We start from the raw sequence: 22,818 nt of genomic DNA, 5'->3' as shown, positions 1-22,818 counted from the left end.
GAGCTGCAGACCCTCCTCGCGACATGGACCGGCGTCTGCCCCACCTGCTACCGCGGCATACCCACACCAGCCCCAACCTGACCAAGCACTACTAGCGCTGTGACCGGAAAGTTTTGCCGGTCACAGCACCAGGCGCTGTCCGCCTACGCCGCTCTCACCACCACGGTCTTGGCCACCTTGTCGTGGAGCCCCTGCTTGTACGGCTTGTCCACGAGCATCGACACGATCAGGGCCAGCGGCCACAGGCAGAAGCAGCAGATCAGCGTCGGCAGCCAGAGGACCGCGGCCCGGGACAGGGCAGGGCCCGACTGCGGCACGCTGCCGTCGTTGAGCATCGCGACCCGCAGGCCCATCGCCTTCTTGCCGATGGTCCGGCCGTCCTTCTTCGTGAACCACCAGTCGTAGCCGACGTACAGGACGATCGAGATCAGCGTCATGATCAGACCGGAGCCGCTGTACGACTTGGTGAAGACCTCGCTGACGTCCTCACCCTTGTTCGTCTCGACCACGTACCGGTTCGTGCCGAACGCCAGCTGGATCAGGAACAGCGGGATCACCACGATGATCACGTCGATGATGCGCGCGGCGAGCCGCTTGCCGAAGTCGGCCAGCGGGGGCATCCCGGCGAGCGGATCGGGCATGCCGTAGCCGCCGCTGCCGTACGGGCCCCCCGGCGGCGGGGGTGGCGGGGGCGGGTATCCGCCGCCGCCCGCACCTGCGCCCGCACCTGCGCCCCCACCGCCGTACGGGCCGCCCGGCGGCGGGGGCGGCTGCCCGCCCGGCGGCCGGTCGTACGGTGAACCGCCCGACGGAGGCGTCGGCTCCTGGGGCCTCTTCCGGAACGGGTCGTCCTCGGGCTGCTCGCCCGGCGGCGGCTGATCGGTACTCATGGCCCGAGTCGAACCCGGCTCCGCCGACCCCGCAACGGGACGGCGTCCGTTCGGGGTACGGGGGCCCCGGCGGCTGCGGGCCCGGGCCGCGGGCAGGCCTCAGCGGGCCGCGTACGTTCCGGCCGCCCGGTCGTGCAGGGCCCGGCGGCGGGGCCCGTCCCCGAGGCACCAGAGGCTGCCGGGCAGCCCGAGGAACGCGTACACCAGCCAGCGGCTCAGGGCCGCGCCGAAGGTTGGCGGGCGGAGCGTGGCGGCGGAGAGCACGCGCACCCCGAGGAGCTTCTTGCCCGGGGTCCGGCCCCAACGGGCGGTGGGCAGCACCTCGTAGAGGACGCCAAAGAGCAGGACGGCGCCGAGGACGATGCCGAGGTATCCGGCGATGGTGGCGTCGAACAGCCACACGGTGGTGGTCCGGCCGCTGCCCATGGCGGCGTCGACCTTGGCCTCCAGGTGGGCGGTGGCCGCGGGGACGAGGGGCCGGGCCGTGCCCGCGGCGACCGCGGCGAGCACGAGGGTGTCCAGCAGGCGTGCAGCGGCCCGGCGGACGAGCCCCGCGGGGCGGACGGCCCGCTCCGCCATCCGTTCGAAGACGGCCCGCCCGGTGGGCGGGGGTACGGCCGCCCGAGAGGGCGCCGGCTGGTCCGCCGGGGCCTCGGCGGCCGCTGCGGCGAGGGCGGCGGATCCGGCGGCGCTGTCCACCGGGGCGGGCGCGGTGCGGTGGGGCGCCGGGGCGGATCCGGCCTTCCCGGCGGGCTCGGCCTGCCCGGCCTGCCCGGCCCCGGCACGGTCCGCCGGCGGCGCGGGCGTCGCCCGGGGCGCCGGAGCCGGTCTGACCCCGGCGGCGTACGCGTCCGCGGCGGCGCGGTCGGGGGCGGCCTGCTCGACCGCCGGGGGTTCGGGCTCCGGCTCGGGCCGGACCGGCGCGTCGGGCCGTGGCGGGGACTGCGGCCACGAGGAGGTGAGCCCGGACCCGGCGCTGCCGCCCGGCGCATCGGGCCACGCGGCCTGCGCGGGAGCGGGCGCCACGGCCGGGGCGGGGGCCTGGGCGGCCGGGGACCGGGCCGACAGGATGCCCACGGCGTCGGCGGAGCTCCGGGCCGCCGCCGCCTGTGCGGGGAACCGCTCCGCGGTCGCCGCCGCGGCGGCCGGCGTACGGGCGAAGGACACCCCCGGCCCGCGCTCCGCCCGGTCCGCCTCGTCCAGCGGCTCCGGGCGCGGCCCGCGGCCCAGCGAGATCCCCGCCGGACGGGCGGGCGCGTGTCCCGCGTCGTCGGGCTCCGGCTGCGGGGGGTTGCCCCAGGAGACGCGGTGGTCCCGGGGGCCGCCGAAGCCGGACTGGTGGAGGGGATCGGCCTGCCAGGCCGGGGCGGATGCGGCCTCAGGTGCGGGTGCGGGTGCGGGTGCCACCGCAGGGGTCGGTGCGACGGGTTCGGAGCGGGGTTCAACACGTGATCCGGGCCGGGGTTCGCGCCGGGGTCCGGGCCGGGGTTCGGGATCGGGCAGCGCCTCCGTCACACCGGTCTCGTCCAGGAACACCGGGCCGGTCTCGTCGGACCGGGCGGCGGGGCGGCTCGTACCGGGCACCCAGTTGCGGCCGTTCCAGTACCGGACGAACCCGGGGATGGACGGATCGGGGTAGTAGCCCTCGCGGGCCGCGTGCTCGCCGTCACCAGGGGAGGCCGTCAATGTCCCCAACTCCGATCGTGGCTTGAGGCTTGTGCAAGGGGAGGACCATAGCCAAGAACCGTGCCCCGACAGGTCCGGTAACGGGAGAATCCAAGCCTTTGAGCGAACCTCGCACCCTACGGCCGTTTTCAGCCACCTCACAGGATCCGGCCAATCCGCGGTTCGGTGCGCGAAGTCGCGTCATACCCGGGCACATCGGTGCTCTCTCCGGACGTGGGGCGCGGTCCCGGCCCCACGACACGAACCGGAGAACCGAAGTGAGGCCGCCATGCACCACCCCGTCGTCGAACGCGAGCTGGAACTCAAGCTGGTCCTGTCCCCCGAGCGCAGCATCGCCGTCCCGGCCCGGCTGGTCTACCTGACGGAGGACCCGTACGCCGTGCACATCACCTTCCACACCGGCTCCAGCACCCCGGTGAACTGGACCTTCGCCCGCGAGCTGCTGGTCGAGGGGGTGTTCCGTCCGTGCGGCCACGGAGACGTCCGGATCTGGCCCAGCAAGGTCGACAACAAGGCCGTCCTCTGCATGGCGCTCACCTCCCCCGACGGCGACGCCCTGCTGGAGGCCCCGGCGGCCGCGGTGTCGGCGTGGCTGGAGCGCACCCTGCGCCTGGTGCCGCCCGGCAGCGAGGCCGAGCGGCTGGGCCTGGACGAGGCGCTGGCGGAGCTGCTCGCGCCGACCCCGGCCGACGACCTGTGGATGCGGGACCCGTGGCCGTCGGACGAGTCGTCGGAGGGCGAGCTGTGATGCGGGGGCGTCTGCGCCTGGTGCACTCCGTGCGTGTCATACCCGGCCGATCCGGCGCGTCCGGTGTACCGGGCGGGCGGCCGGAAGCGTGGTCGCAACGGTGGCCGGAAGGGTGGCCGGAAAGGTGGCCGGAAAGGTGGTCAGAAGAGCTTGCCGGGGTTGAGCAGGCCGAGCGGGTCGAAGGCGTGCTTGACCGCTCGCTGCATCTCCATTCCCACCGGCCCGAGTTCGCGGGCGAGCCACTCCTTCTTGAGCACCCCGACCCCGTGTTCGCCGGTGATGGTCCCACCGAGGGACAGCCCCAGCTCCATGATCGCGTCGAAGGACTCGCGGGCCCGGCGCGTCTCGTCCTCGTCCGCCGGGTCGAAGCAGACCACCGGGTGGGTGTTGCCGTCCCCGGCGTGGGCGCAGACCCCGATGAGCAGGTCGTACGTCCGGGCGATGGCGGCCGTCCCGTCCAGCATCTGTGCGAGCCGCGAACGCGGTACGCAGACGTCGTCGATCATCGTCGCGGGGCGCAGGGCGTCCAGGGCGGTCAGCGACATCCGGCGGGCCCGGAGCAGCAGTTCGGACTCCGCCTCGTCCTCGGCGGGTACGACGGCGGTGGCCCCGGCGGCCGTGCACAGGTCGCCGACGGCGGCGAGGTCCCGGGGCGCGTGCGGGGTGTCGAAGGCGGCGAGGAGGAGGGCCTCGGTGGAGTCGGGGAGCCCCATCCTGCCCAGGGCGTTGACGGCGCGCACGGTCGTACGGTCCATCAGTTCCAGCAGCGAGGGGGTCAGTCCGGCCTCCATGACGGCGCAGACGGCGGCGCAGGCGGCCGCGGCCGAGGGGAACTCGGCGGCGAGCGCGAGCTGCCGGGGCGGCGCGGGGCGCAGGGCGAGGACGGCCTGCACGACGACGCCGAGGCTGCCCTCGGAGCCGACGAAGAGCCGGGTGAGGTCGTACCCGGCGACGCCTTTGGCCGTGCGCCGGCCGGTGCGCAGCAGCCGCCCGTCGGCGAGGACCACGTCGAGGCCGAGCACGTACTCGGCGGTGACCCCGTACTTGACGCAGCACAGTCCGCCGGAGGCGGTGCCGATGTTGCCGCCGATCGTGCACTGCTCCCAGCTGGAGGGGTCGGGCGGGTAGGAGAGGCCGCGCTCGGCGACGGCCCGTGAGAGCACCGCGTTCACGACCCCGGGTTCGACGACGGCGGTGCGGTCGACGGTGTTGATCTCCAGGATCCGGTCCATCTTGACGAGGGAGAGCAGGATGCAGCCGTCGGAGGCGTTGGCGGCGCCCGACAGACCGGTGCGGGCGCCCTGCGGGACGACGGGGACCCGCAGGGCGGTGGCGGTGCGCAGGACGTGCTGCACCTGTTCGACGGTGCGGGGCAGGGCCACGACCGCCGGGGTGCCGGCGGCGCAGAAGCTCGCCATGTCGGTGGCGTAGGAGGCGGTCACCTCGCGGTCGGTGAGGAGGGCCTCGGCGGGGAGCCCCTGGAGGAGGCTCGTGCGCAGACGTACGGAGAGATCGTCGTCCATGACATCCATGGGCCCAGCGTGGCATTCGGGGCCATCGGTGTGAACACGGCCGCGACGGGCTTCGGACACCTCGGCGAACTCTTCATATTGACGCACAGTGACCCCATGGACCGTATCGACCGTATCGACGAGGAAGCACAGCGGCCCGCGCCACCCGTGACCTTCACCGGCCGCAAGACGCTCGTGGCGGCCGGGATCGCGGTCGTCCTGATCGCCGGGGCGCTGCTGATCCGCCCGGCCCGCCAGGGTGACGACGCCCGACCGCCCGGGCCCACCGAGCGGGCCGCGTCGGCGGTCGGCATGGGGGCGCCGGCCGCTGCGGTGGACCTGACGGCGCTGGTCGCGGACCGGGAGAAGTGGGTTGCGGGGCACCCGAAGGACGACGCGTCCTGGGCGGTGCTCGGTGCGGCCTATCTGGAGCAGGCGCGCCGGACGGCGGAGCCCGCCTGGTACCCGAAGGCCGAGAAGGCGCTGAAGCGGTCGCTGGAGATCCGCCCGGCCGAGAAGGGCAACCTCGACGCGATGACGGGCATGGGCACGCTCGCCAACGCCCGGGGTGATTTCGGTACGGGGAAGAAGTGGGGCGAGCTCGTACGGGCGCAGGCGCCGAAGCGGTGGACGGCGTACCCCGTGCTGGTGGACGCGTACACGGGCCTGGGCGACTACAAGGGCGCCGAGCGGTCGATGGAGCAGCTGCTGGACCTGCGGCCGGGGCTGGCGGCGTTCGTCCGCGCCTCGCAGGTCTACCGGGACCGCGGCTGGCGCGAGGACGCGACGATGGCGATGGAGCATGCCGGGGGTGCGGCGAAGTCTCCGGCGGAGAAGGCGTACGTGCTGTTCCGGCTCGGGGAGCTGTCCTGGGAGCGGGGGGACGCGGCGCAGGCGCTGCGCCAGTACGAGGGCGCGCTGCGGGCGGACCCGGCGCAGGCGGAGGCGCTGGGCGGCCGGGCCCGGGCACTGGCGGGGCTGGGCCGGGGCGGGGAGGCGGTGCGGGACTACCGGATGGCGCTGGGCCGGGCGCAGGTGCCGAGGCTGGCGCTGGAGCTGGGCGAGCTGCTGGACGCGCTGGGCCGGGGCGACGAGGCGAAGGTCCCGTACGACATGCTGCGCGCGGCCGCTGCGCGGGGCGCGGCGGACGGGGTGAACGAGGCGGTGGTCCTCGGCCTGTTCGAGGCGGACCACGGGGATCCGGCGGTGGCCGTGCAGCGGCTGACGCAGGAGTGGTCGCGGCACAAGGGCATGCAGGTGGCGGATGCGCTGGCGTGGGCGCTGCACAAGTCGGGCGATGACCCGGCGGCGCTGGAGTACGCGAAGAAGTCGACGGACCGGGGGGTGCGCAGTGCGGAGTTCGCGTTCCACCGGGCGATGATCGAGCGGAGCCTCGGCGATGACGCCGGGGCGCGTCGCCACCTGGAGGAGGCGCTGCGGACGAACCCGCGGTTCTCCCCCGTGCGGGTCCCCCTGGCGAAGGAGGCCCTGGCGTCGATCGGCCAGCCGCCGGCGGGCGGCCCGGAGAACATGCAGCCGCGCACCCCGTGGGTGGCGCCGGAGCTCCCGAAGGCGGCGAAACCTAAGCCGGCGGCGGCGAAGCCGAAGCAGCCGGCCCCGAAACCCAAGCCGTCCGGGCATCCGGGCCCGCCGGCCAGGACCTGAGCCGGATCCGGGCCCGGCGGCGGGAACGGCCGGGCCCCCGCGCCGATACCGGCGCGGGGGCCCTCACGCCGTGACCTACAGGTTGCCCCGCTTGGCCTGCTCCCGCTCGATCGCCTCGAACAGGGCCTTGAAGTTGCCCTTGCCGAAGCCCATCGAGCCGTGCCGCTCGATGATCTCGAAGAACACGGTCGGCCGGTCCTGCACCGGCTTGGTGAAGATCTGCAGCAGGTAGCCGTCCTCGTCACGGTCGACGAGGATCTTCAGCTCGCGCAGGGTCTCCACGGGGACGCGGGTCTCGCCCGCCCACTCGCCGAGGGTGTCGTAGTACGAGTCGGGGGTGTCCAGGAAGGCCACGCCCGCCGCCCGCATCGACCGGACGGTCGCGACGATGTCGTTCGAGGCGAGCGCGATGTGCTGGACGCCGGCGCCGCCGTAGAACTCCAGGTACTCGTCGATCTGCGACTTCTTCTTCGCGATCGCCGGCTCGTTGATCGGGAACTTGACCTTGAGGGTGCCGTCCGCGACGACCTTCGACATCAGCGCCGAGTACTCGGTCGCGATGTCGTCGCCCACGAACTCCTTCATGTTCGTGAAGCCCATGACCTTGTTGTAGAACGCGACCCACTCGTTCATCCGGCCGAGCTCGACGTTGCCGACGCAGTGGTCGATGGCCTGGAAGGTGCGCTTGGCCGGTCCCTCGACCAGCGGGTCGACGGCGACGTAGCCCGGCAGGTAGGGGCCGGTGTAGTCCTTGCGCTCGACCAGCGTGTGGCGGGTCTGGCCGTAGGTGGCGATGGCGGCGAGGACGACCGTGCCGTGCTCGTCCTTCACCTCGTACGGCTCGTCCAGGCCGCGCGCGCCGTGCTCGACGGCGTACGCGTACGCGGCCCGCGCGTCCGGGACCTCGATCGCGAGGTCGACCACGCCGTCGCCGTGCTCGGCGACGTGCTCGGCGAGGAAGCGGCCGTGGTCCGTCGCCGCCTTGATGACCGAGGTCAGCACGAAGCGCGCGGCACCGTTGGTGAGGACATAGCTGGCCGTCTCGCGGACGCCGTTCTCCGGTCCGGAGTAGGCGACGAGCTTCATGCCGAAGGCGGTGGAGTAGTAGTGCGCGGCCTGCTTGGCGTTGCCCACGGCGAAGACGACCGCGTCCATGCCCTTCACCGGGAAGGGGTCTGCCTCACGCGCGGTGTGGGGGGCGGTTTCCGGGTTCACCAAAGACTCAGTCATGACCGCAGAGTCCCGCCGATCCACAAGCTGCGCAATAGTTTCGATTTCTGCTGTACAGACTGATCAGCTTGGCCGCAGGATGATGGAGAGATCTGTGCAGTATGACCAGGGGATCGAGGGAAGGTTTCCATGGGTATCGACGAACTCGACGGCCGGCTCATCGTCCTGCTCGCCCGCGAGCCCCGGATCGGGGTCCTGGAGGCCTCGCGCCGGCTCGGCGTGGCCCGCGGCACCGTGCAGGCCCGCCTCGACCGGCTCCAGTCGAACGGGGTCATCCGCGGTTTCGGCCCCCAGGTGGACCCGGCGGCCCTCGGGTACCCGGTGACCGCGTTCGCGACGCTGGAGATCAAGCAGGGCCAAGGGGCCGACGTGCGGGCGCACTTGAACGGCGTGCCGGAGGTACTGGAGCTGCACACGACCACCGGGCACGGGGACATGCTGTGCCGGCTCGTCGCCCGGTCCAACGCCGACCTGCAGCGGGTGATCGACCGGGTCGTCGGCTTCGAGGGGATCGTGCGGGCCTCGACGGCGATCGTGATGGAGAACCCGGTGCCGCTGCGGGTGATCCCCCTGGTGGAGCAGGCGGCGCACGAGGACTGAGCCGTCCGGCCGCCGCCGCCCGGGCAGGCTTCCAAAGAAGACGTTGCAAAGAAACCCTTGCATAGGAGTCTTTGTATCTCTACGGTGGTGCCATGCCCGAAGAACCCGCAGAACCGCACTCCCCGGAACCACCACTGCCGCCCGAGCCACCGCTCCCTCCGGAGCCACCGCTCCCTCCCGGGCCGCCGGAGCCGCCGCTGCCGCCGGAACCCCAAGTGCGCATGCTCGACGCCCGCTCCCTGCGCGGCCTCGCCCACCCCCTGCGCATGCGCATGCTGGCCACCCTGCGCCACGACGGTCCGGCCACCGCGTCACAGCTGGCGGAACGGCTCGGGGAGTCCAGCGGCGCGACCAGCTACCACCTGCGCCAGCTCGCCGCGCACGGGTTCGTCGAGGACGCACCGGAGCACGGCAAGGGCCGCGAGCGCTGGTGGCGGGCCGTCCACGACGGCACCGGGTTCGACGAGGAGCTGGCGTTCGCCGAGGACCCGGCCACGCGCGGTGCGGCGGACCTGTTCCTGCACGAGATCGCGACGACCCACACGCAGGAGATGGGCACCTGGCTCGGCACCGCCCACAACTGGCCCCGGGAATGGCGGCGCGCCTCGGACCTCAGCGACTTCACACTGCGCCTGACCGCCGACCAGGCGGTCGAACTAAACCGCAAGATCCACGACCTGATCAACAGCTACCGCGACCTTCCGCCCTCGCAGGACAGCGAGACGGTCCGCTTCCACACGCACGCGTTCCCGCGCGCCGCCGAGTAGTCCGGCCCGTCCAGGCGGCCCGCCCCACCCGCGCCACCGCCCCGCCCGCGCCGCCCGCCCCGCCTGCCCCTCGCATCCCCTCGCACCCCCTCGCATCCCGCAGAAGGAGTCCTGCCGTGCACGCCTTCCCGTCCGCCGAGATACACGCCGAGGCGCACGCCGCCCGTACCTCCGCGCTCGCCGCCGAGGCCGCCGCCTGGCGCCTCGCCCGCTCAGGCGCCCCGGCCTCTCCTGCCCTGCGCAACCGGATCGGCGAGGCCCTCGTCTGCGCCGGGATCCGGCTGATGCAGCCCGCGCACCTGCACGCCGGGATCGCCCGCGGACCGCACGCCGCCGCATGAGCCGGCGGCCCTTCGCGGCCGTCCTGGCCGCCAACACCGTTTCCATCGCGGGCAGTTCCCTCACCCTGATCGGCGTCCCCTGGTTCGTGCTCCAGACCACGGGCAGCGCCGGCCGGGCCGGGGTCGTCGCCTTCTGCGCCACCCTGCCCGTCATCGTGGCCGCCCTGGTCGGCGGCCCCGTCATCGACCGGATCGGCCGCCGCCGGGTTTCGGCGGCCTCCGACCTGATCTGCGCCCTGTCCGTCGGTTCGATCCCGTTGCTGCACTACGCGGGCGTGCTGGAGTTCTGGATGCTGTGTGCGCTGATGGCCGTCGGCGGTCTCGTCCACACACCCGGCCTGACCGCCCGCGGTGTCCTGCTGCCGAGCCTCGCCGAGCACGCCGGCACCACCGTGGGCCGGGCGGCGAGCCTGTACGACGCCGTCTCCCGCGGGGCCCGGATGATCGGGGCCGCGCTGGCCGGCGTACTGATCGCGGCCTTCGGCGCCGAGTCGGCCCTGCTGGTGGACTCGGCCACCTTCGCGGTCTCCGCGCTGCTGGTCACCGCGTTCCTGCGGGGGGTCCCGGCCGCCGAACCGCAGTCGGCCGCCGGGAAGATGTCCTTCGCCGGCTACCGGGCCGAACTGGCGGAGGGCTGGACCTTCCTGACCCGCGCCCGGCTGCTGGCCGGGATCACCCTGATGGTGATGATGACCAACGGCCTGGACCAGGGCTGGTCCGCCGTCCTGCTGCCCGTGCACGGCCGCGAGGCCCTCGGCGGCGCCACCGCGGTCGGCCTGCTCGTCTCCCTCTTCGGCGGCTTCGCGCTGCTGGGCGCCCTGCTCTACGGGGCGTGGGGCGAGCGGTTCTCCCGCAGGACCGTCTACACGGCCGCCTTCGTGCTGTGCGGTGCGCCGCGCTACCTGGTGGCCGCCTTCACCGACACCCCGCTGCCGCTCGCGGTGACGATGGCCCTGTCCGGGCTCGGCGCGGGCGTGCTCAACCCGATCCTGAGCTCCGTGATCTACGAGCGGGTCCCGGACGGGCTGCGCAGCCGCGTCGCGGGCGTGACCACGGCGGGCTGCGAACTGACCATGCCGCTCGGCGGGCTCGCCGCGGGCCTGCTGGCCGACGGGATCGGCGTGACGGGGGCGCTGCTGCTGTTCGGCGGCACGTACCTGCTGGCCACACTCGCGCCGCTGGTCTTCCCGGCCTGGCGCACGATGGAGCGCGCACCGGAACCCGAACCCGAACCCGCACCCGCACCGGAACCCGCGGGCTCCGTCGGCTCCGCCGGCGTCAGCAGGACGGAACCTGCTCCCCCCGGGTCAGCGCGCGCAGCGACTGCACCGCGTCCGTCAGCGTCGTGACGGGGACCAGCCGCAGCCCCTCCGGGAGTTCGGAGCGGGCGTCGGAGCACTCCGCCTCCGGTACGAGGAACACGCTCGCCCCGTCGCGCCGCGCCGCCTGGGTCTTCAGGGCCACGCCGCCGACGGCGCCGACCTTGCCGTCCGCGCTGATGGTGCCCGTACCGGCGACGGTGTGGCCGCCGGTGAGGTCTCCGCCGCTGCCGTCGCCGTCGATCTTGTCGACGATGCCGAGGGAGAAGAGCAGGCCGGCGCTCGGCCCTCCCACGTCGGCGAGGTTGAGGTCGACCTTCACGTCCTTCGGGTCCTTGTGGAGGAAGCCGAGGGCGGCCTGGGTGGCGGTCGACTGCGACTTGGCCATTTGCTCCAGGTTGTGCGCCTCGATCTCCTTGTCGCTTCCGCCCGTGGGGTAGACCGCTTCCTTGGGCATGACCGCCCGGCTGCTGTCGAACCAGTCGTCGAGCAGCTCGGGCAGTTTCACGGTGGTGGAGGGACCGGTGGCCTGGATGGTGGTCATCCGGAGCTGGCCGGTGGTCTGCCGGCTCGGGGCGCCCGTCACGGAGATGACGGGCTTGCCGTCGCGGGCGCCGAGCACGTCGGCCGTGAGGCCCGGCTGGGCGATCACGAAGGGCAGCGGCGCGAAGGCCGCTACGGCGAACAGCCCGAGCACGGGCACGGCGCAGACGGCCAGGGCGGCGGGACGCGGCAGACGTGTGAGGCGAGAGAGCACCCGGTCAATCTATCGGGCGCGTCCGCCGGACCCGCCCCCGCCGGGCGGCACGCGCCCGCTGCGGCGTCAGCGCAGCGCGTCGGCGACCTCCCGGGCCGCGTCCACGACGCGCGGGCCGACCCGCTCCGGTACGGCGTCGGCCAGCATCACGACGCCCACGCTGCCCTCCAGCCCCGTGATGCCCACGAGGGGCGCCGCCGCGCCGCTGGCGCCGGCTTCGAGCTCCCCGTGGGTCAGGGTGTAACCGGGCTCGATGAGCGTGCCCTGACGGGCGGCCAGAATGGCCCGCCCGGCCGCGCCCCGGTCCAGCGGGTGGCGGAAGCCGGGCCGGTAGGCCACGTGGTAGTCGGTCCAGGTCGGCTCCACGACGGCCACGGCGAGTGCCTCGGTGCCGTCGACGAGCGTCAGGTGCGCGGTGGCGCCTATGTCCTCCGCGAGGGACCGCAGCGCGGGCAGGGCCGCCTCGCGCACGAGCGGGTGCACCTGCCGTCCGAGCCGCAGCACCCCGAGCCCGACGCGGGCCCGGCCGCCGAGGTCGCGGCGGACCAGCGCGTGCTGTTCGAGGGTGGCGAGCAGGCGGTAGACCACGGTGCGGTTCACACCGAGGCGGTTGGAGAGCTCGGTGACGGTCAGACCGTGGTCAGTGTCGGCAAGCAGTTTGAGGACTCTGAGTCCTCGGTCCAGAGTCTGGGAGGTTTCCGCGGTCACGACGCCTCTCCCTCTCTCGGTGAGCGGCGGTGACTCTCTGGGTGGATGCGTCGCCGGTCCCACGGCGACGCACGAGAGGCCGCCGGTAGCGGCCATGGCACCGGCTGCGCTCCCGCGGCGGCGCTGCCACGGGGCGTTCGATGCGGGGACATTAGCGAGCGGGTCCGCTCAGCGGAAGGCCTCGTCCAGAATCCGGGCGCCAACTACCCCTTTGTGTCGTTTCACGATCGCCTACGGGGTCGATTCGTCACCTCGGCGGGCCGGGTGGGCCTGTGCGATCCGCCGACGCCACCGACGGCCACCCGCCCCGGCGGTGCCGGACGCGGCCCGAGGGACGGGCACGGAACGTGACGGCGTTCCGTACGAAGCTCCGCACGCCCGCGCGGTGCGGGTGGGCGGAGCTTCGTACGAACGGTCGACGGAAACGGCGGCCCGGGACGGTCTGCGGAGCCCGGGGCCGCGGGGCGCGGGCCACGGAGGCCGCGGGGGCGGGGCCGGGCGGGGTCACCGCATCCGGGTGGCCCACTCCTGCACCTTCTTGATCCGCTCCCGCAGCTGCCCCGCCGTCGCCTCCGCGCTCGGCGGCCCGCCACACACCCGCCGCAGCTCGGTGTGGATCACCCCGTGGGGCTTGCCGCTCTGGTGCACGTACGCGCCCACCATCGTGTTCAGCGACTTCCGCAGCTCCAGCAGCTCCTTGTGCGAGACCACCGGCCGCCGGTCGGCGGGCAGCTCCAGCAGGTCCGCCTCGGCGTCCGGCTTGCGGCGGCTGTGCGCGATCTGCCGCGACTGCCGCTTCTGGAGCAGCATCTGCACCTGGTCCGGCTCCAGCAGGCCCGGGATGCCCAGGTAGTCCTGCTCCTCCTCGCTGCCGGGGTGCGCCTGCATGCCGAACTCGGCGCCGTCGTAGAGCACCCGGTCGAAGACGGCGTCGGACTCCAGCGCCTCGAAGGACATCTGCTCGTCCTCGCCGGTGTCCTCGTCCTCCTGCCGGTTCGCCTCGTCCATCTCCTTCTCGGACTCGGCGTAGGGGTCCTCGTCGCCCTTCTTCTTGGGCTTGTCGAGGACGTGGTCACGCTCGACCTCCATCTCGTTGGCGAAGCCGAGGAGATAGGGGATGGTCGGCAGGAACACGGAAGCCGTCTCGCCGCGCCTGCGCGACCGCACGAAGCGGCCGACGGCCTGCGCGAAGAACAGCGGCGTCGAAATGGTCGTGGCGTAGACGCCGACGGCGAGGCGCGGGACGTCGACGCCCTCGGACACCATGCGGACGGCGACCATCCAGCGGTCGTCGTTCCCGCTGAAGGTGTCGATGTTCTTCGAGGCGCCGGTGTCGTCGGAGAGCACCAGGGTGGCCTTCGTACCGGTGATCTCGCGGATCAGCTTGGCGTACGCGCGCGCCGAGTCCTGGTCGGAGGCGATGACGAGCCCGCCCGCGTCCGGGATGCCCTTGCGGACCTCCGTGAGGCGCTGGTCGGCGGCGCGCAGCACGTTCGGCATCCAGTCGCCGCGCGGGTCCAGCGCCGTGCGCCAGGCCTGCGAGATGGCGTCCTTGGTCATCGGCTCGCCGAGCCGGGCGGCGATCTCGTCGCCCGCCTTGGTGCGCCAGCGCATGTTGCCGCTGTAGGACAGGAAGATCACGGGCCGCACGACGCCGTCGCCGAGGGCGTTGCCGTAGCCGTAGGTGTAGTCGGCGGACGACCGCCGGATCCCGTCGTTCCCCTCCTCGTACGTGACGAAGGGAATGGGGTTGGTGTCGGACCGGAAGGGGGTACCGGTCAGCGCGAGCCGCCGGGTCGCCGGGTCGAACGCCTCCTGGCAGGCCTCGCCCCAGGACTTCGAGTCACCGGCGTGGTGGATCTCGTCGAGGATGACGAGCGTCTTGCGCTGCTCGCAGCGGTTGCGGTGCAGCATCGGGCGCACGCCGACGCCGGCGTACGTGACGGCGACACCGTGGTAGTCCTTGCTCAGCGGCCCGGCGGAGTACTCCGGGTCCAGCCGGATGCCTATCCGGGCGGCGGCTTCGGCCCACTGCTTCTTCAGGTGCTCGGTCGGGGCGACGACGGTCACCTGCTGCACCACGTGGTGGTGCAGCAGCCAGGACGCGAGCGTCAGCGCGAAGGTCGTCTTGCCTGCGCCGGGCGTGGCGACCGCGAGGAAGTCCCGCGGCTGGGTCTCGATGTACCGGTCCAGCGCACCCTGCTGCCAGGCGCGCAGCTTGCTGGCGGTACCCCAGGGGGCACGGCCGGGGAAGGCGGGTGAGAGGTGGTGGGAGGCGGTAGTAGTCACGGTCTCCGGTTCGGGCTCTCGGCGGCGGTCGTACGTAGGACAACCGGGCCACCTTACCGGGGCCGGCCGGCCCCTCGGGGAGGGACAGGCCCGTGACCTCGGCGGGTGCGGCGAGCGTCACATCCGGCGCAACCGCTCGGCGATACCCGCGACATCGGCCTCGACGCCGGCCGCGACGTCGATGACCAGCCCGTACGCGGCGTCCTGGTCGACGCCCCCGAGATCGACCCCGTTCACGGCGAGGAAGGTCGCGGCGGCGAGCCAGGCGGTGCGCTTGTTCCCGTCGACGAGGGGATGGTTCACCGCGATGCCGTGGAGCAGCGCGGCGGCCTGCTCGTACAGGTCGGTGTAGGCGGCGGCGCCCAGCATGCGGGCCCGCGGCCGGTGCACGGCCGACTCCAGCAGCCCGCGGTCGCGCAGCTCGGCCCGCTGCCCGTTGGCCAGACAGGCCGGGCCGGCCAGGTCGGCGACCTCGGCGAGGCGGGCGGCGGGGCGGGTGCGGCGGCTCGAGCGGGGGGGCGGGTCAGGGGGTGGGGGCCGGTTCGGCGGGGGCGGGCGCGGGCCGGGGGTCCAGGCGGGTCGCGACCCAGGCACCGACCAGCGCCACGCAGGCCATCGGCAGGAACACCACCAGGAAGGCGGCGGGGTGGGTGGCGCCGCCGGCGCCCTCCGACACGGCGTGGCCGGCCCCCACCGCTCCCCCGCCCAGCACGGCGAACGCGGCGCCGCCGGCCGCGAGCAGCACCACGTTCGCGAGGGCGTCGGAGATCTGCAGCGCGGCGGAATTGGCCCCGGCCTCCTCCGGCGCGGACAGCTCCAGCAACAGCACGCTCGTGGACCCGATCACGAGCCCCATGCCGAGGCAGCCCACCGCCCAGGCCAGCGCCAGCGTCCACACCGGCACCGACTGGATCAGCACGGCCGGCGCACCCGCGATGGCGGCCGCGACCAGCACCATCCCCAGCACCATCGACCGCTCCCGGTACGGCGCCATCCGGCCCTTCGACTGAAGCCACGAGCCGCCGGCCCAGGTCAGCCCGCCCGCCGCGAGCGAGAACCCGGCCAGCGTCGGGCTCAGTCCCCGCTGGGTGACCAGCATCAGCGGCACGAAGCTCTCCGCCGCGATGAACGACCCCGCCGCCACGCCGCGCAGCAGCACCACCGAAGGCAGCCCGCGCCGGGCGAGGTACGTGCCGCGCGGCAGCAGCCCCCGTACGGCGGGCACCAGCAGCGCCGCGCCCGCGACGGCCGGCACCAGCGACAGCCACCGCAGGTCCTGGGCGGCGTACTGCAACAGCCCGGCCCCGAGCGAGATCCCGAAGGCGAGGCGGATCCGCCGCCGGTCGAAGGCGGCGGGCGGCGCGCCCGTGTCCACCGGGCCGGACGCGGTCCGCCGTATCGCGGGCAGCGCGACGACGAGCGGCACGACCACGAGGCCGGGTATCCCGAGGAACACCCAGCGCCAGCCGAGGTGCTCGGTGACGGTCCCCGCGGCCAGGGGCCCGACGATCGACGGCACCACCCAGCTCGCGGCGAAGGCGGCCATGATCGCGGGCCGCAGCCGCTCCTCGTACGCGCGGCTCACCACGACGTAGAGGGCGACGATGACGAGCCCGCCCCCGAACCCCTGCACGGCCCGCCCGAGGACGAACACCCACATGTCGCCCGCGGTGCCGGCGCACACGAGCCCGGCGGCGAACGCCCCGATCCCGACGGTCAGCGGCCGCAACGGCCCCTGCCGGTCGGCCCACTGCCCGGACAGCACCATGCCGAACAGGCTGGTGGTGAAGTACGCGGAGAAGGCGAAGGCGTAGAGCGCGATCCCGTCCAGCTCCCGGGCGGCGACGGGCATGGCGGTGCCCACGGCGGTCGCCTCGAACGCGATGAGGAAGATGACGGAGATGATCCCGATGCTGAGCGTCCGGTACGCGGACCCCAGGATCCCGCCCTGCGGCTGGGACGGGACGGGCACACTGCGCTGTGGCACGCGGGGTTCAAGGGCACTCATCGCCCCAGGGTAAGGCCCGCGCCCCGGTTGCGCCCCTGTCAATTCGGCGGATCCCGAGTCGGCCGCGAGTCCTAGGCCCCGGGAACTGTGAACGCGGCATGGCATTCGCATTGCACCCCACGCGCTCCCCTTCCGGCCCCCGGCCCCCGCCCGTACGGTCGTACTCGTCACCACCCCACAGCCGTGTGCCCGAGTGGTTGAGGGACTCGCCTGCAAAGCGAGTTACGCCGGTTCGATTCCGGTCACGGCTTCTGACGCAGACCGCCTGGACAGGCGCACTCCGGGCGGTCTGCGCCGTTTCCCCGTGCGCCGGGGTCACCTCACTCCGCCGCAGGCAGACCCTCCGGCCGTGCGGGCAGGCCGCCTTGGGCGTCGCAGCCCAGCTCCTCGGCGATCGCGAGAGCCGCGGAGTGCGCCAGCGTCGCGTAGTCGGGGGCGAGGACGGATTCGCTCGCCTGCCCCTTGTCCCACTCGCTACGGAACTGAGCAGCGATCCGGAGGGGCACCTCGCGCGTGGAGCCGATGCGGGGACTCACGCAGTCGAATGCGATCTCGTACGCGCGGAACGTCGACCAGACCATCGTGCCCTCGTCCTCGGCTCCCGGCATGTAGTCCGGTACACCGGCCTTCTTGCTGGTGGCGCGGAACCGCAGGTAGGCCGTCGGGTAGTACCTGTCGGACTCGACTGGCTTGAGTGCTCCGGAGATGTCGCACTCGGGGATCGACGTGTCCCGCACCCTCTCGCCTGCACGGTAGGCGCTGGCCAGGGCCTTCCCGACCGAGAGGGCGTCCGTGTTCTCCTTTTCGTCGCGGAGCACGAAACGGGAGGACTCCAGCACCCTCTCCAATGCCGGTGCGGCAGCTGCGGAGACGAGGCCGCCGCAGACCTGTACCGCCGAGATCTCCTCGGGCTCGGCCGGAATCGAGGCTTCATTCTCCGTGGACCCGTTGCACGCCGCGGCCAGCAGTCCGAGCAGCAGCACCCCGAGCGCCGTGGACCCCGGATGCGACGGCCTCCGTCCCGCCGTCACTCCTTCTTGTCCGTCTCGGGGGCATGTCCCTGCTGCTCGGCACGCGCATTGCCCGCCTGGTAGCCGGACAGCATCGACTCGGTCAGTTCATTGCCCAGGACGCTGGTCGGAGCGATCGCGTGGCGCTTCATGAACTCCTTCATCGGCGCCTTGGCGCTGTGCTCGCCCGCTTGGTACATCTCCTTGTTGGTGGCGTGCGTCTTCGCGTCGTTGTCGTCCTTGTGCTTTTCCACCGCGCCGTCCGACCACTCGCCGACCACCTGGGAAGCGACCTGTTCCACCGCGCTGCTGCCCGTGTCCACCGCCAGCGGGACCAGGATCGCCGCCGCGCCGGCCGCCGCCGCCGTGGCGGGCAGAAGGGCCACCCCGGCGGCGACGGCCGCGGTCGTGCCGAACTCCACCCAGGCCGACTGCTTCGCGTGAGCCTTCTCGTACTCCTCGTGCTTCTTCTCGCCCTGGGCGATGACCTGGTCGGCCCGGGACTCGTCCAGCATGCCCTGGACTTCGGCGCTCGTACGGATGGCGGCACGGGCCCGGCCTTCGTCGATCCGACCGTCGTGGAAGCCTTGCGTCTCCAACACGCTGGAGGAATAGAGCCGCTCGGCGGTGGACACCGTCGCGTAGGCGTCCGGGTGCTGTCCCAGCGCGCTGAGGAGGTTTCGCGCGTCCACCAGCTTGAGCTGAACATGGCCGTGGGCCCCGGCCCTGGGCTCGAAGACGCTCTCGCCCACTTGGTCGGCCATCGCGCGGTTCACGTCGTCGATGTACCCCGCGGTCATGTTGCCCACGCTGTCCGCGAGCGACTCGTGTGCCTTGAGCAGAGCCGCGTCAGCACCGTACTTCTCGACGACCTCCTTCATCACCCGCGCCCCGATGTCGGTCCGGTGGAGCTCGGGGGCAGGGTCGTCCCAGGCGTGGCCGAGGGTTGCCGCCTCCAGGGCGTGGCCCAGGGCGTCCGGCATGTACTGGCGGACCCTCTTCAGGTCGTCCGGGTTCGTGCCCTCCGTGTCGATGGTGAAGTCGTACTTCGCGTTGCCGAAGAAGTCGAGGTAGCTTCCGACCGGCTGCTTGTCGGCGCCCTTGCCCAGGTCCGCCGGCCCCGGCCGCTCCGTGCCGTCCCGGTCGTACGCGTGCGGGGACCGATCGGGGTCGAAGAACTGCCGGGCCGCCTCCGGGCTGTGACCCAACGCCTCCAGGAAGCTGACCACCGGGTCGTAGCCGGCGCCGTTGACCCCGGACGGGTTCAGCATGTTCCTGCCGTAGCCCGTCAGCTGCCGCGTCCCGTTGAAGAAGTCCGGGTCCTTGGCGTGGATCTGCGCGGCGTGCTCGGCGATGGGGACCAGGAACTTCGGGTCGTAGTTCCCGTACCGCATGATGCCGCCGAGCAGCTGGTACCCGTACGGCGGGTTCTGGTCGTACCTGGCGAGCGGGATGTGCTGGGTGCCGAGCCTGCGCAGCTCCTGCGCGAACCCGTCGGGCAGGTGCGGCTCGTTGCCGGAGTCGGTGGCGGTGGCCAGGTTGAGCCCCAGGTTCCGCTGCAGCGCCTGGACGTCCTGGAGGCGCTGCTCGTCGAGCTTCGCGTAGTCGTGGGTGTCCGTGGACATGTACCCGAAGAACTGGAGCGCGCCCTTGGGTCCGAGGGCCGCGTAGAAGTCCCTGGAGAACGCGGGGACCTCGGCGTTGTCCGCCAGCAGCTCGTTGAGCTCGGTGAGTTCGGCATGGCTCAGGTCCCGCCCCCTCCTCGCCAGCGCCGTGGCGCGGCCGGCCTGCTCGGCGTCGAGGCTCGCGTAGGCGGGCCCGCTGAAGTCGTGGGCGTCGATGACGTTGGCGGCCAGCATGCGGGCGAGCGACCGGTCGACGTCGTCGCAGTTGTCGATGATGTCGTCGATCTTCTTCTGCCACAGCCCCCGGTTCTCCCGGATGGACTGCTGGTAGTCGGGATCGTGGCGCGCCGCGTTCCGGTCCGCCTCGGTGGCGAGCGGAGTGGCGCAGACCCTGCCGTCGGCACCGACCTGGAAGCCGGCCGCGGGCGCCTCCTCGGACGCGATCTTCTGCAGTTGCTCCTTGGACGCCTTGAAGACCGCGAGTCCTTCGGACAGGGCCGTGTGGACGCCCTTGGCCTCCTGGGCCGCGTCGTCGAACTCCTTGGCCGTCTTGTCGATGAACGGCCTGGCCACACCCGCGGTGACCCCGCTCCACCGTGCCTTGTCGGACTTCGCCTTCATCCCGTCGCGGGCCAACTCGGCGAGTTCGGCCAGCCTGTCGGCCATCGCCTTCCAGTCGGTGACGGCCGTCCGGAGCTTGTCGACGGGCGCGTTGAGCACGTTCTCGTACGTCAGCATCGTGGGCGCCTACTTCAGGTACGTGTCGAGGGCGGAGGCCGTGAAGTCGGCGTGGAGCTGCTGCTCGTCCTTGGCGTGGGAGGAGAGCGAGTAGTGGAGACCGTTGGAGATGTTCGCGCAGGCGGCGACCAGCGTTTTCACCTGGCTCTCCCAGGTGGCGTTGGCCTTCGCCAGCGCGGCGCCGCTCGCGAAGCCCTCCCTGCCGAGCGCGCCGGCCGCCTCGGCCGAGGCCGTCGCGGCGTGCCTTCCGTCGGTCAGGAGCCGGGTGTGGAGCCGGTACGCCTCGGATCCGACGGCGCCGATGTGATCCTGGTCGATCTCCAGATCACCGCGTCCGGTGCCGCTGCGTAATCCGCCGCCGGGGTCGGGGTCGGTGGGCACGTGATCGAGCCGCATCGAGACGTTGGCCGCGGCGGTGGCGCGCGCGGTGGACCATTCCTCGTCGAACGACGTCGCCTGCTGTTGTCCTTGTGTCACATCACCGTCTAACACGTTGAACTGCACTGGTGGTTACGGCTCCGGCGACGAGCAGGCAGACTCCCATCCCGAGGACGCCCCACGGGATGAGCCCGTGGGAGGCGGACGCCGGGGCGAGCACGGCTGACGCACCTCCCGCCTCGGCGGCCGCGAGGTCGGGCAGCGGGTAGAGGTCCGGAGGACCGGGGTCGGCGGCGGGATCGGGGCCGGGGGCGGGATCGGCCGCGGGGTCGGGCGCTGGATCGGCGGCGGGGTCGGCGGCGAGCAGGGCGGTACGGGGACGTACGACGCCGTAGCCGACGTAGTCGTTGCGCCCGCCACGGCTGCCGGGCCCGGCGGCGGTGTTCAGCATGACGCGCAGGACCTGGTTGCTGGTCCAGTCGGGGTGCACGGACCAGAGCAGGGCGGCGGACGCGGAGGCGAGGGCGGTGGCGTCGCTGGTGCCGTGATGACTGCAGAGCCCGGTGTCAGGGCCGGAACCGGAGCCGGACCCGACATCGGACCCGGCATCGGGGCCGGACCCGGAGCCGGACTCGGAGCCGGACTCGTCGGCGCATCCGGTGACGATATCGACGCCGGGGGCGGCCAGATCGACCTGCGGGCCGTGCTGGGACTCCTTGGTCGCGGCGTCATCCGGGCCGACAGCCGAGACGCCGACCACACCCGGCGAACCGGAGGGGTACATGACCTCGTTGGGGCCGTCCCCGTCGTTGCCGACCGAGGAGAAGATCAGCTTGCCCTTGTCCAGTGCGTACCGGACTGCGGCGTCGAGTTCCTCGCTCGCGCCGGGCCCGCCGAAGGAAACGTTCAGGACCCTGGCGTCCGAGTCCGCCGCGAACCGGATCGCCTCTGCGATCGACTGGTGGAGGCGGAGGTTTCCGCCGCCCTCGGAGACACGGAGCGGAAGGATCGTGGCCCCTGGCGCCAGCCCGAACGCCCCGCCGCCCGTCGGACGCTTGCCCGTGCCGGCGATGAGGGCGGCGATACCGGTGCCGTGATCGCCGTAGTCGGTGCGCTCGTCGCCCTCATAGCCGTGGGAGAAGTCCTTGCCGCGGACCACCCGGCCGTCGAGCTCGGGGATCCGGCCGACGCCGGTGTCTATGACGGCGACGGTGACGCCGAGGCCGGTGCTGACCTTCCACATCTGGTCGGCTTGCATGGCCCGGAGATGCCACTGCTCCGGCCGAGCACTCTGGGCGTGGGCGGCCGGAGCCCCGGCGACCCAGGCCAGCAGCAGGCCGACCAGGGCCGAGGTCGTCCGACGCATCCGCATCGGGCGACGTTAGGCGCTCCTGCGCCGAACGACAACAGCGACGACGGCTCCCCCGATGAGCACGCAGGCACCGAGCCCAAGCCCGATCCACAGAACGGAACTGCCACTGTCCTTCTTGGCCTCGGCCTGGGCGGCGCCGGCCGCGGGCTTCTTGCCGGTGGTCGACGGGGAGGGCGAGCCCTTGGCGTCCGCCGCAGCGAGGTCGGGGAGCGGGTACACGTCGGCGGGGCCGGGGTCCCCTGGGGTGGGCACGGCGATCCGGGGCCGGACGACCCCGTACCCGACGTAGTCGTTCCGCGCCCCGTCGTCGGGCTTGCCGGCGGTGTTCAGGAGGACGCGGAGGATCTGATTGTTGGTCCAATCCGGGTGGGCGGACCAGAGCAGGGCCGCTGAAGCCGATGTGAGGGCGGTGGCGTCACTCGTGCCGTGGCTGTTGCAGAGACCTGTGCCCCCATCGCACCCGGTGACGATGTTGGCGCCTGGAGCCGATAGGTCCACGAAAGCGTTGTGCTGCGATTCCTTGGTCGCAGCACCCTCCGCGTCAACAGCAGCAACGCCCACCACTCCGGGCGTCGCAGCAGGGTAGTAGATCTCGTTCGACGTATCTCCGTCGTTGCCAGCACCAGCGAAAATCAGCTTGCCCTTATCCAAGGCGTACTTGACTGCCTTGGTGAGCTCCTCGCTCGCGCTATCACCAACGATCGAAATGTTGAGGATCTTGGCGTCTGAATCCGCTGCATAGCGAATGGCCGCGATCATCGATTTGAAGATCGGTCCCCCATCCCCACCGCGATCGATTCGCAGAGGGAGGATCTTCGCATCAGGCGCTAGACCAAAGGCGCTGCCTGTGCCACCAGGGCCCTTGCCATTACCTGCGATGATCGCAGCCATGCTCGTGCCGTGGTGGCCGTAGTCCGTGCGTTCATCACCTTCGTAGCTGGGCGCCGCGAAGTTCTTACCGGGGAGCACCTGGCCCTCAAGTTCGGGAATCCGGGCAACACCAGTGTCGATCACGGCAACAGTGACACCCTTGCCCCTGCTGATCTTCCAGACGTCGTCGGCCTTCATGGCGTCGAGATGCCACTGCTTGGACCGAACCGTCTCCGCGTGGGCCGGGGTCGCGGCGACCCCGGCCAGCAGGAGGCCGACCACGGCCGCGGTCGCCTTACGCATGCG

Annotated in this window: 20 protein-coding genes and 1 tRNA gene; 7 read left to right on the top strand and 14 right to left on the bottom strand. The window is 72.6% G+C overall.

All coding sequences use genetic code 11. The features are described from left to right. Nucleotides 1–143: 143 nt before the first annotated feature. Both ACIPK4_RS35225 and ACIPK4_RS35220 read right to left on the bottom strand, forming a co-directional pair. Nucleotides 144–890, bottom strand: coding sequence for an RDD family protein (locus ACIPK4_RS35225; protein ID WP_402320660.1), 747 nt, complete (start codon nt 888–890; stop codon nt 144–146). Nucleotides 891–989: 99 nt separating this feature from the next. Continuing rightward, nucleotides 990–2,576, bottom strand: coding sequence for an RDD family protein (locus tag ACIPK4_RS35220; protein ID WP_402320658.1), 1,587 nt, complete (start codon nt 2,574–2,576; stop codon nt 990–992). Nucleotides 2,577–2,844: 268 nt separating this feature from the next. Between ACIPK4_RS35220 and ACIPK4_RS35215 the strand changes: the two genes are divergently transcribed. Then, a complete protein-coding gene (locus ACIPK4_RS35215) occupies nt 2,845–3,324 on the top strand; it encodes an SsgA family sporulation/cell division regulator (RefSeq protein ID WP_402320655.1) in 480 nt (159 codons plus the stop codon). A gap of 140 nt (nt 3,325–3,464) precedes the next feature. Here ACIPK4_RS35215 and ACIPK4_RS35210 read toward each other — a convergent pair whose 3' ends face one another. Next, nucleotides 3,465–4,847, bottom strand: a complete 1,383-nt coding sequence (locus ACIPK4_RS35210) for an FAD-binding oxidoreductase (protein ID WP_402320672.1) — start codon at nt 4,845–4,847, stop codon at nt 3,465–3,467. Nucleotides 4,848–4,952: 105 nt separating this feature from the next. Here ACIPK4_RS35210 and ACIPK4_RS35205 point away from each other — a divergent pair, with 105 nt between their 5' ends. After that, complete coding sequence (locus ACIPK4_RS35205; protein ID WP_402320652.1) at nt 4,953–6,500, top strand: hypothetical protein; 1,548 nt, start codon at nt 4,953–4,955, stop codon at nt 6,498–6,500. A 75-nt stretch (nt 6,501–6,575) separates the two neighbouring features. Here the strand turns inward: ACIPK4_RS35205 and hppD are convergent, their stop codons facing one another. Further along, complete coding sequence (gene hppD / locus ACIPK4_RS35200; RefSeq protein ID WP_402320649.1) at nt 6,576–7,730, bottom strand: 4-hydroxyphenylpyruvate dioxygenase; 1,155 nt, start codon at nt 7,728–7,730, stop codon at nt 6,576–6,578. Nucleotides 7,731–7,859: 129 nt separating this feature from the next. Between hppD and ACIPK4_RS35195 the strand changes: the two genes are divergently transcribed. The 4 genes from ACIPK4_RS35195 to ACIPK4_RS35180 all read left to right on the top strand — a co-directional run bounded on the left by ACIPK4_RS35195 (nt 7,860) and on the right by ACIPK4_RS35180 (nt 10,787). Then, on the top strand, nt 7,860–8,330 hold the full coding sequence (locus ACIPK4_RS35195) for an Lrp/AsnC family transcriptional regulator (protein WP_054222482.1): 471 nt from the start codon (nt 7,860–7,862) through the stop codon (nt 8,328–8,330). Nucleotides 8,331–8,551: 221 nt separating this feature from the next. Then, complete coding sequence (locus ACIPK4_RS35190; protein WP_402320669.1) at nt 8,552–9,097, top strand: ArsR/SmtB family transcription factor; 546 nt, start codon at nt 8,552–8,554, stop codon at nt 9,095–9,097. A gap of 116 nt (nt 9,098–9,213) precedes the next feature. Further along, on the top strand, nt 9,214–9,438 hold the full coding sequence (locus tag ACIPK4_RS35185; protein ID WP_402320646.1) for a hypothetical protein: 225 nt from the start codon (nt 9,214–9,216) through the stop codon (nt 9,436–9,438). Continuing rightward, nucleotides 9,435–10,787 (top strand): MFS transporter, encoded by a 1,353-nt coding sequence (locus ACIPK4_RS35180; protein WP_402320643.1) that lies wholly within the window; start codon nt 9,435–9,437, stop codon nt 10,785–10,787. The genes ACIPK4_RS35185 and ACIPK4_RS35180 overlap by 4 nt, the downstream gene beginning before the upstream one ends. Here the strand turns inward: ACIPK4_RS35180 and ACIPK4_RS35175 are convergent. The 5 genes from ACIPK4_RS35175 to ACIPK4_RS35155 all read right to left on the bottom strand — a co-directional run bounded on the left by ACIPK4_RS35175 (nt 10,717) and on the right by ACIPK4_RS35155 (nt 16,519). Then, complete coding sequence (locus tag ACIPK4_RS35175) at nt 10,717–11,514, bottom strand: PDZ domain-containing protein (RefSeq protein WP_376205040.1); 798 nt, start codon at nt 11,512–11,514, stop codon at nt 10,717–10,719. The genes ACIPK4_RS35180 and ACIPK4_RS35175 overlap by 71 nt on opposite strands. Before the next feature lie 66 nt (nt 11,515–11,580). Beyond that, nucleotides 11,581–12,222 (bottom strand): IclR family transcriptional regulator, encoded by a 642-nt coding sequence (locus tag ACIPK4_RS35170; RefSeq protein ID WP_054222485.1) that lies wholly within the window; start codon nt 12,220–12,222, stop codon nt 11,581–11,583. A gap of 504 nt (nt 12,223–12,726) precedes the next feature. Next, the gene (locus ACIPK4_RS35165) at nt 12,727–14,511 is read right to left on the bottom strand and encodes a DEAD/DEAH box helicase (RefSeq protein WP_402320639.1); all 1,785 of its coding nucleotides are present in this window, start codon (nt 14,509–14,511) and stop codon (nt 12,727–12,729) included. Nucleotides 14,512–14,628: 117 nt separating this feature from the next. Next, nucleotides 14,629–14,973 carry a type II toxin-antitoxin system death-on-curing family toxin gene (locus ACIPK4_RS35160; protein WP_402320666.1) on the bottom strand — a complete coding sequence of 115 codons (345 nt, stop codon included), beginning with the start codon at nt 14,971–14,973 and terminating at the stop codon, nt 14,629–14,631. Nucleotides 14,974–15,034: 61 nt separating this feature from the next. After that, nucleotides 15,035–16,519, bottom strand: coding sequence for an MFS transporter (locus tag ACIPK4_RS35155; protein WP_402320637.1), 1,485 nt, complete (start codon nt 16,517–16,519; stop codon nt 15,035–15,037). A 179-nt stretch (nt 16,520–16,698) separates the two neighbouring features. Between ACIPK4_RS35155 and ACIPK4_RS35150 the strand changes: the two genes are divergently transcribed. Next, nucleotides 16,699–16,770: transfer RNA gene (locus tag ACIPK4_RS35150), tRNA-Cys, on the top strand. 69 nt (nt 16,771–16,839) lie between these two features. Here the strand turns inward: ACIPK4_RS35150 and ACIPK4_RS35145 are convergent. Genes ACIPK4_RS35145 through mycP (ACIPK4_RS35125) form a run of 5 tightly spaced genes read right to left on the bottom strand, consistent with a single transcriptional unit; the run spans nt 16,840 to nt 22,815 of the window. Then, nucleotides 16,840–17,502: a hypothetical protein gene (locus tag ACIPK4_RS35145; protein ID WP_402320634.1), complete on the bottom strand. Its 663-nt coding sequence runs from the start codon at nt 17,500–17,502 to the stop codon at nt 16,840–16,842. 44 nt (nt 17,503–17,546) lie between these two features. Beyond that, nucleotides 17,547–19,892, bottom strand: coding sequence for a hypothetical protein (locus ACIPK4_RS35140; protein ID WP_402320631.1), 2,346 nt, complete (start codon nt 19,890–19,892; stop codon nt 17,547–17,549). A gap of 9 nt (nt 19,893–19,901) precedes the next feature. Further along, nucleotides 19,902–20,369, bottom strand: coding sequence for a hypothetical protein (locus ACIPK4_RS35135; protein WP_402320628.1), 468 nt, complete (start codon nt 20,367–20,369; stop codon nt 19,902–19,904). Nucleotide 20,370: 1 nt separating this feature from the next. Then, complete coding sequence (gene mycP / locus ACIPK4_RS35130) at nt 20,371–21,642, bottom strand: type VII secretion-associated serine protease mycosin (RefSeq protein ID WP_402320626.1); 1,272 nt, start codon at nt 21,640–21,642, stop codon at nt 20,371–20,373. Nucleotides 21,643–21,651: 9 nt separating this feature from the next. Further along, nucleotides 21,652–22,815, bottom strand: coding sequence for a type VII secretion-associated serine protease mycosin (gene mycP, locus ACIPK4_RS35125; protein ID WP_402320623.1), 1,164 nt, complete (start codon nt 22,813–22,815; stop codon nt 21,652–21,654). Nucleotides 22,816–22,818 lie beyond the last annotated feature (3 nt).

Origin of the sequence: Streptomyces sp. NPDC086989, assembly GCF_044745505.1 — a bacterium.
GTDB lineage: Bacteria > Actinomycetota > Actinomycetes > Streptomycetales > Streptomycetaceae > Streptomyces.
Note: the sequence above shows the minus strand (reverse complement) of the source record. Positions and strands in the feature narration are given on the sequence as shown.

Bases quoted from the DNA above. Each gene is read 5' to 3' on its own strand.
- ACIPK4_RS35225 (WP_402320660.1), bottom strand. From the start codon at position 890: ATGAGTACCGATCAGCCGCCGCCGGGCGAGCAGCCCGAGGACGACCCG.
- ACIPK4_RS35215 (WP_402320655.1), top strand. From the start codon at position 2,845: ATGCACCACCCCGTCGTCGAACGCGAGCTGGAACTCAAGCTGGTCCTG.
- ACIPK4_RS35210 (WP_402320672.1), bottom strand. From the start codon at position 4,847: ATGGACGACGATCTCTCCGTACGTCTGCGCACGAGCCTCCTCCAGGGG.
- ACIPK4_RS35205 (WP_402320652.1), top strand. From the start codon at position 4,953: ATGGACCGTATCGACCGTATCGACGAGGAAGCACAGCGGCCCGCGCCA.
- hppD (WP_402320649.1), bottom strand. From the start codon at position 7,730: ATGACTGAGTCTTTGGTGAACCCGGAAACCGCCCCCCACACCGCGCGT.
- ACIPK4_RS35195 (WP_054222482.1), top strand. From the start codon at position 7,860: ATGGGTATCGACGAACTCGACGGCCGGCTCATCGTCCTGCTCGCCCGC.
- ACIPK4_RS35190 (WP_402320669.1), top strand. From the start codon at position 8,552: ATGCTCGACGCCCGCTCCCTGCGCGGCCTCGCCCACCCCCTGCGCATG.
- ACIPK4_RS35180 (WP_402320643.1), top strand. From the start codon at position 9,435: ATGAGCCGGCGGCCCTTCGCGGCCGTCCTGGCCGCCAACACCGTTTCC.
- ACIPK4_RS35155 (WP_402320637.1), bottom strand. From the start codon at position 16,519: ATGAGTGCCCTTGAACCCCGCGTGCCACAGCGCAGTGTGCCCGTCCCG.
- ACIPK4_RS35140 (WP_402320631.1), bottom strand. From the start codon at position 19,892: ATGCTGACGTACGAGAACGTGCTCAACGCGCCCGTCGACAAGCTCCGG.
- mycP (WP_402320626.1), bottom strand. From the start codon at position 21,642: ATGCGGATGCGTCGGACGACCTCGGCCCTGGTCGGCCTGCTGCTGGCC.
- mycP (WP_402320623.1), bottom strand. From the start codon at position 22,815: ATGCGTAAGGCGACCGCGGCCGTGGTCGGCCTCCTGCTGGCCGGGGTC.